A 6,161-nucleotide genomic window follows, 5' to 3' on the forward strand; every position below is an offset into this window, starting at 1 on the left:
GAGGAACGGGCATGTCGCGCGGGGAAACAGCAGGGCGTTGCGTCGTGTGGGTAGGACGGCCCAGCGTCGAAGAGCATTTCGGGCTGATCCGGGCAGGCTGGCGCACCGTGGTAGCGGACCCCTCGCGTGATGCCGGCGACCCGCCCCCCTGCGGGCAACGCGCCATCGCGGTGCTCGACCTGCGTCAGGACACCGAACCCGCCGCGCGAATGCTGTTCGAACTGAAGGCCCAGCATCCCGATCTTCCGTGGATCGGGCTCACCGGTGTGCGGGCGTCGGCGGACGACGTCGCCCTGAAGCGGCTGCTGAGCCAGGCATTCCACGTGATCGAGGGTCAGGCGCCCTTGGGTGCGTTGCGCCAGGCGCTGCGCCGCGCCACCGGCTGCACGACGGATGTCGAGGCCGACCCGCCCTCGCTGCTTACCGGCAACAGTCCGGCTATCCGGACGCTGTCGCAGAACCTGCGCAAGTTCGCACCGGTGGAACTGCCCCTGCTTATCACCGGTGAAACCGGCACCGGCAAGGAAATGGCCGCGCGTGCGTTGCACCAGTTGTCGCCCCGGCGCGACAAGCCGTTCGCGGCGATCAATTGCGGCGCGCTGCCCGCGAGCCTGGTGCAGTCGGAGTTGTTCGGCCATGAGCGCGGCGCGTTCACCGGTGCCACCGCGCGCCGCATCGGGCACTTCGAGTCGGCCGACGGTGGCACCGTCTTCCTCGACGAGATCGGCGACCTGCCGCTGGACGCCCAGACCAACCTGCTGCGCGTGCTCCAGGAAGGCACGGTGGAACGCATCGGCAGTTGCCAATCGATCAGAGTCGACGTGCGCGTGCTCGCGGCGACGCACGTCGACCTGGAGAAAGCCGTAGCCCAGGGGCGCTTCCGCGAAGATCTTTTCTACCGGCTCAACGTGCTGCGCCTGCGCATGCCGCCGCTCCGGGAGCGCACCGGTGACGTGGAGCTTCTGGCGCAGCATTTCCTCGATGCCTTCCGCGAGAGCTACGGCACCCGGGCCCGCGCGTTCAGCAGCGCCGCCCGGCGGGCGATGAACGCGTTTCCCTGGCCAGGCAACGTTCGCGAACTGATGAACCGGGTGCAGCGTGCGGCGGTCATCGCCGACGATGCGCTGATCACTCCCGACGACCTGGAGCTCAACGCCGATACCCACGGTGCCGACCGGGACAGCCTCGGCAGCGCGCGCACGTCGGCCGAGCGCGAGGCGATCATGGATTGCCTGCGGGCCAGCGCGTTCAACATCAGTGAGTGCGCGCGGCGCCTGCGTGTGTCCCGGGTCACGGTCTATCGCCTCTGCAAGAAGCACCAGCTCGCCATCGACCAGCTCCGCTGAGTCCCACGATCGAGAGAAACGCCCGGCGCCTCGGGGGCGCCGGGCATTCCGTTCGTCCGTCCGGCCTGGCAGGGTGGTCGAACGAGCGAACGCCGTGGGCTCCGTAGAGCCTCGATCCAGAAACAGCAATCGCCGTGCCATGCCCGCGCGGGCCTGATTTGCAAAGGGTTTCCGGTCAAGCTGCCGGGTCAAGCGCGGCTTCGGGCTGTAGCGGCCGCTCATCACGCGTTGCAGGAGCGCTACAGGCGCGTTGTCGGCGCCGCGCCCGCCTTATAGGATGGACGTCCCCGCGCCCGGCGCGGGCCCGGATCGATGTCGGACCGCAGAGCGTACCGTGCGATTCCATCCGTCCCCAAGCGTGGGTTCCGGCGCTGCGGCCGAGGCCTGGAGTGAGCACATGTCCCCGTCGCATCCCGCCGATTCCTCCGACCTCATCGGTCTGGGCAAGCGCTACTGGCTGTCCGTCTATCGCCCCCGCGACGTCGTGCTCGATCATGGCAAGGGCGCGCGCGTATGGGATACGGAAGGCCGCGACTACGTCGATTTCGGTGCCGGCATCGCGGTGAACGCGCTGGGCCACCAGGATCCCGATCTCGTCGAGGCGCTCGTTGCCCAGGCCCACAAGCTCTGGCACGCGAGTAACGTGTTCTACACCGAGCCGCCGTTGCGCCTGGCCGAAGAACTCATCGCCCACGCGCCGTTCGCCGAGCGCGTGTTCCTCTGCAACTCCGGCGCCGAAGCCAACGAAGCCGCGATCAAGCTGGTGCGCAAGTGGGCGGCCGGCCAGGGTCGGCCGCCCGAGCAGCGCGTCATCGTCACCTTCAAGGGCTCGTTCCACGGCCGCACCCTCGCGGCGGTCACCGCCACCGCGCAGCCGAAATACCAGGAGGGCTACGAGCCCCTGCCGGGTGGATTCCGCTACGTGCCCTTCAACGACGTAGCCGCGCTCGACGACGCGTTCGCCCAGGGTGGCGTGGCCGCCGTCATGCTCGAGCCGGTGCAGGGCGAGGGCGGCGTGATGCCTGCGGCGCCGGGCTTCCTCCAGGCCGTGCGCGAACGGTGCGACACGCATGGCGCGTTGATGGTGCTTGACGAGATTCAGAGCGGCATGGGGCGCACGGGCATGCTTTTCGCCCACGCGCACGACCACGTCACGCCGGATATCGTCACCGTCGCGAAGGCGCTTGGCGCGGGTTTTCCCATCGGCGCGATGCTGGCCGGGCCGAAAGTGGCCGAGACGATGCAGTTCGGCGCGCACGGCACCACCTTTGGCGGCAACCCCATGGCCGCCGCGGTGGCCCGGGTGGCCTTGCGCAAGATCGCCTCGCCCGAGGTGCTGCTCAATGTGGAGCGCCAGGGCAACGACATCCGCAAGGGCCTCGACAAATGCAACCACGCATTCGAGCTGTTCTCGGAGGTGCGTGGCCGCGGTTTGATGCTCGGTGCGGTGCTGGCGCCCACCTACGCCGGAAGGGCCGGTGAGATCCTGGATATCGCCGCCGCCCACGGGCTGCTGTTGCTCCAGGCCGGGCCTGACGTGCTGCGCCTCGTGCCGCCGTTGACCATCACCGACGCCGAGGTCGCCGAAGGCCTCGAGCGCCTGCAGGCGACCCTGGCCGAGTTCGCGGCCCGGCAGGCCAAGGTCGCCTGACTCGCGGGTAAGGCGTGTGCGCCCCGGCCGACGCCGGGGCGCGTGTCATAGCCGGGCGAAGACCGCGTCCGCGGCGGCGATGGTCTCGTCGAGGACCTCGTCCGAGTGCGCGCTGGACACGAACCCGGCCTCGAACGCCGACGGCGCGAGATAGACGCCGTGTTCGAGCATGCCGTGGAAGAACCGGTTGAACGCGGCGACGTCCGCGGCGGTGGCCTGCGCATAGCTGCGCACGGTCTGGTTGGTGAAAAACAGGCCAAACATCGCGCCGACCCGGTTCACGCTGAACGGGATGCCGTGCTTCGTCGCAGCGGCGGCGATGCCGTCGGTGAGGCGTTCGGTGCGAGCGGTCAGGTCATCATGGAAGCCGGGCGCCTGGATGAGCCTGAGCATGGCCAGGCCGGCCGCCATCGCCACGGGATTGCCCGACAGCGTGCCGGCCTGGTAGATCGGGCCGGCCGGAGCCACCTGTTCCATAAGCTCGCGTCGGCCGCCGTAGGCGCCCACCGGCATGCCGCCACCGATGATCTTTCCGAAGCAGGTCAGGTCCGGGGTGATGCCGTAGTGGGCCTGCGCGCCGCCGAGGGCCACGCGAAAACCCGTCATCACCTCGTCGAAGATGAGCAGGGCGCCGTGTTCGGTGCACAGCGTCCGCAGGGCCTGGAGATAACCGTCGTCCGGCGGAATGCAGTTCATGTTGCCCGCCACCGGCTCGATGATCAGGCCGGCGATGTCCTTGCCGTGTTCGGCGAACAAGGCGCGGGCGGCGTCCAGGTCGTTGTAGGGCAGGGTGAGGGTCAGGTCGGCGGCGGCCTTGGGCACGCCGGGCGATGTCGGCACGCCGAAGGTCAGGGCGCCCGAGCCGGCTTTCACGAGAAAGCTGTCGCCATGGCCGTGGTAGCAGCCCTCGAACTTCACGATCTTGCTCCGGCCCGTCGCGCCGCGAGCGACACGGATGGCTGACATCGTGGCCTCCGTGCCCGAATTGACCATGCGCACGCTGTCGACCGAGGGCACCAGTGTCACGATGGTCTCGGCCATCGTGATCTCGGCCGGGCAAGGCGTGCCGAACGAAAGGCCGTCGCGTACCGCGCGCTCTACGGCCTCACGCACCGCCGGATGGTTGTGGCCGACGATCATCGGCCCCCAGGAGCCCACGTAATCGATATAGCGCTTGCCTTCCACGTCCCACAGCCAGGCGCCATCGGCGCGGGCGGTGAAGAACGGCTCGCCGCCCACCGACTTGAAGGCACGTACCGGCGAGTTCACGCCGCCGGGCATCAGCTGGCGGGCGCGGGCGAAGAGTTCGTGGTTGGTGGTCATCGAGGGCTTCCGGGGCGGGGTTCGAAGAGGTCGGCGAATCGGCGCGTGGCGCTCTGGATGTCGTCGGCCGCGAAGATCGCGGAGACGACCGCGATGTAGTCGGCGCCCGCGTCGATCACGGCCCCCGCATTGTCGGGGGTGAGCCCGCCGATCGCCACGACCGGACGCCCCAGCGATGCCACCTGCGTCAACACGTCATGCGGCACCACGGGGGCGTGCGGCTTGGTCGGGGAGGGGTACATCGCGCCGAAGGCGAGGTAGTCGGCACCCTCCGCGGCGAGCTGCCGGGCGCGGTCGACCGAGCCGTAACAGGAGACGCCGATGATCGCGTCCGGCCCCAGTGCGTCGCGGGCCTGGGCGATCGAGACATCCTCCCGGCCCAGGTGCACGCCCGCGCCGGTGGCTTTGGCCAGGGGGACATCGTCGTTGACGATGAACGTGGCGCCGTGCAGGGCGCATAGCCGCGAGAGTTCGTCGGCCTCGATGCGGCGGCGTGCCGTGTCGTCGGTCTTGTCCCGGTACTGGAGCATCCGCGCGCCGCCGGCCAGGGCCGCTTCGACGGCGGCGAAGAGGTCGTCGCGGGGGCCGTCGGTGATGGCGTATACGCCTTTGCCTGCGGAAGGAAATCGGGGGAGGGGATTCATGGGGTCTCTCTTGGGTGCGTGACGGCGCGCGGTGGCGCCGCCGAGGCGGGGGGTGACAGAATGAGTGACTTTCCTGTCAGACCACAGTACGCGCGATCATGAGCCAGAGCACCGAAACCACCGCCCGCAAATGGATGTGCGTCGTTTGCGGCTTCATTTACGACGAGGCCCTGGGCCTGCCGGACGAAGGCATCGAGCCCGGCACCCGCTGGGAGGACATCCCGGATACCTGGACCTGCCCGGACTGCGGCGTGACCAAGGACGACTTCGAAATGGTCGAGATGGACTGACCGCCGGGCTGGCAGGGGGCTGACAGGGTTCGGCCCCATTTCGCCCGATCCAGGGCACAAATGTCTGCTTCCATGATCTCGTGGCCGCGCAACGCGTGCCGATTCGTGGAGGAAGCAGCCATGCAGCGATTCATTCCCTTCGACGACCAGTGGGACGAACTCGCCCGGCTCGATCCAGTCGCGCTCGTCCCGTATCACGTCGGCGTGCCTTGCGAACACGCGCTCTCGGACGACTACTGCACCTTGCCCCAGTTGCCGTCGACCGTGAGCTCGTCACCGAGCTTGAGCCCGAGCTTGCCGGCCATGCCTCCATTGAGTTCGAGCACGTAGCGCGCGCTGCGGTTGCCGCTGGGATAGATCGCGCAGGGATCGGCCTGGCATGGCTGGGCGTTCAGCTGCATCGCCACCAGCTTGCGATCCTTGTCGAAGTAGAGAATGTCCAGCGGGATGAGCGTGTTCTTCATCCAGAACGCGCGCGGCTCGTCGTCGGTGAACACGAACAGCATGCTGTGATCGGCGTCCATGGCCTTGCGGTTCATCAGCCCGAGCTCGCGCTGGTCGTCGGTGGTGGCGAATTCAGTGGAGAACCGCTTCCCGTGCAGGGATACCGAAGGATCCGTGCCCGCATGGGCGCCGGCCGCCAGGAAGAACAGCGCCACGGGAAGGAAACGCTTGATCATCGCCATACCTTATTAGTGTGAGGAGAAGTGCCGAGTGTACCTCGTCACTTTTTTTCAAAAATATGTCGAAAACCCCTTCACAGAATCGGGAAGCGAGCCTATACTTTCCTTCTGGTCGCGAAGAACACAGCCCACGCGACAGTCTCTTGCTTCACCAGCCACCTCGAAAAAAAGATTGACGAGGGTGTTGACAGAAACGAAAGATGCTCTAAAATGGGCGGCTCACT

General features: G+C 67.8%; 6 protein-coding genes. 3 read left to right on the forward strand and 3 right to left on the reverse strand.

What is annotated here, in order from left to right; translation table 11 throughout:
- The first annotated feature begins 11 nt into the window (after nucleotides 1–11).
- Both PI246_RS12875 and PI246_RS12880 read left to right on the forward strand, forming a co-directional pair.
- Nucleotides 12–1,346, forward strand: a complete 1,335-nt coding sequence (locus PI246_RS12875; RefSeq protein WP_320551693.1) for a sigma-54 interaction domain-containing protein — start codon at nucleotides 12–14, stop codon at nucleotides 1,344–1,346.
- 397 nt (nucleotides 1,347–1,743) lie between these two features.
- Entirely contained in the window at nucleotides 1,744–2,997 is a 1,254-nt protein-coding gene (locus PI246_RS12880; RefSeq protein WP_320551694.1) for an acetylornithine/succinylornithine family transaminase, read from the forward strand.
- 45 nt (nucleotides 2,998–3,042) lie between these two features.
- Here PI246_RS12880 and hemL read toward each other — a convergent pair whose 3' ends face one another.
- Both hemL and thiE read right to left on the reverse strand, forming a co-directional pair.
- Nucleotides 3,043–4,320 (reverse strand): glutamate-1-semialdehyde 2,1-aminomutase, encoded by a 1,278-nt coding sequence (gene hemL, locus PI246_RS12885; protein ID WP_320551695.1) that lies wholly within the window; start codon nucleotides 4,318–4,320, stop codon nucleotides 3,043–3,045.
- Nucleotides 4,317–4,964 carry a thiamine phosphate synthase gene (gene thiE, locus PI246_RS12890; RefSeq protein ID WP_320551696.1) on the reverse strand — a complete coding sequence of 216 codons (648 nt, stop codon included), beginning with the start codon at nucleotides 4,962–4,964 and terminating at the stop codon, nucleotides 4,317–4,319. The genes hemL and thiE overlap by 4 nt, the downstream gene beginning before the upstream one ends.
- A 98-nt stretch (nucleotides 4,965–5,062) precedes the next feature.
- Here thiE and PI246_RS12895 point away from each other — a divergent pair, with 98 nt between their 5' ends.
- Nucleotides 5,063–5,254, forward strand: a complete 192-nt coding sequence (locus PI246_RS12895; RefSeq protein WP_320551697.1) for a rubredoxin — start codon at nucleotides 5,063–5,065, stop codon at nucleotides 5,252–5,254.
- A 233-nt stretch (nucleotides 5,255–5,487) separates the two neighbouring features.
- Here PI246_RS12895 and PI246_RS12900 read toward each other — a convergent pair whose 3' ends face one another.
- Nucleotides 5,488–5,940: a DUF192 domain-containing protein gene (locus tag PI246_RS12900; protein WP_407069811.1), complete on the reverse strand. Its 453-nt coding sequence runs from the start codon at nucleotides 5,938–5,940 to the stop codon at nucleotides 5,488–5,490.
- Nucleotides 5,941–6,161 lie beyond the last annotated feature (221 nt).

This window comes from Luteibacter sahnii (assembly GCF_034063545.1).
In the GTDB taxonomy this organism is placed as follows: Bacteria; Pseudomonadota; Gammaproteobacteria; order Xanthomonadales; family Rhodanobacteraceae; genus Luteibacter; species Luteibacter sahnii.